Here is a 431-nt window from a genome sequence, read left to right on the forward strand (position 1 = left end):
ACTTACGGCACCCTGGTACTCAACGCCAACGGCACTTACACCTACACCCTGAACACCAGCGATGCCGACTTCAAGGCGTTGCACGGCGGTGGCAGCAGCACCGAATCCTTCACCTACACCATCACCGATTCGGACGGCGACAGCCGCACCGCCAACCTGGTGCTGAACGTCTACAACAACGACGATACGGTGACCCTCAACGGCCTCGACGTGTATGGCGGTGAGCTGACGGTTTACGAAAAAAACCTGAGCGACGGCAGCAGCCCCAACACGTCGGCCCTGACCCAGAACGGCACTTTCACCGTCACCGCGCTCGACGGTGTGACGACCCTGACCGTCGGCGGTATTGCCGTGGTCAGCGGCGGCGTGGCCGCCGGGTTCCCGCAATCGATCACCACGCCGCTGGGCAGCACCCTGACCATCACCGGTTT

At 62.6% G+C, this 431-nt stretch carries 1 protein-coding gene; it reads left to right on the forward strand.

Annotated features, from left to right (window positions below; genetic code table 11):
• Positions 1-431, forward strand: a 431-nt coding sequence (locus tag AC1D1M_RS31515) for a VCBS domain-containing protein (RefSeq protein ID WP_477778711.1), incomplete at both ends; no start/stop codon positions are given.

The sequence above is a fragment of the Pseudomonas sp. P1_F7 genome (assembly GCF_056405655.1).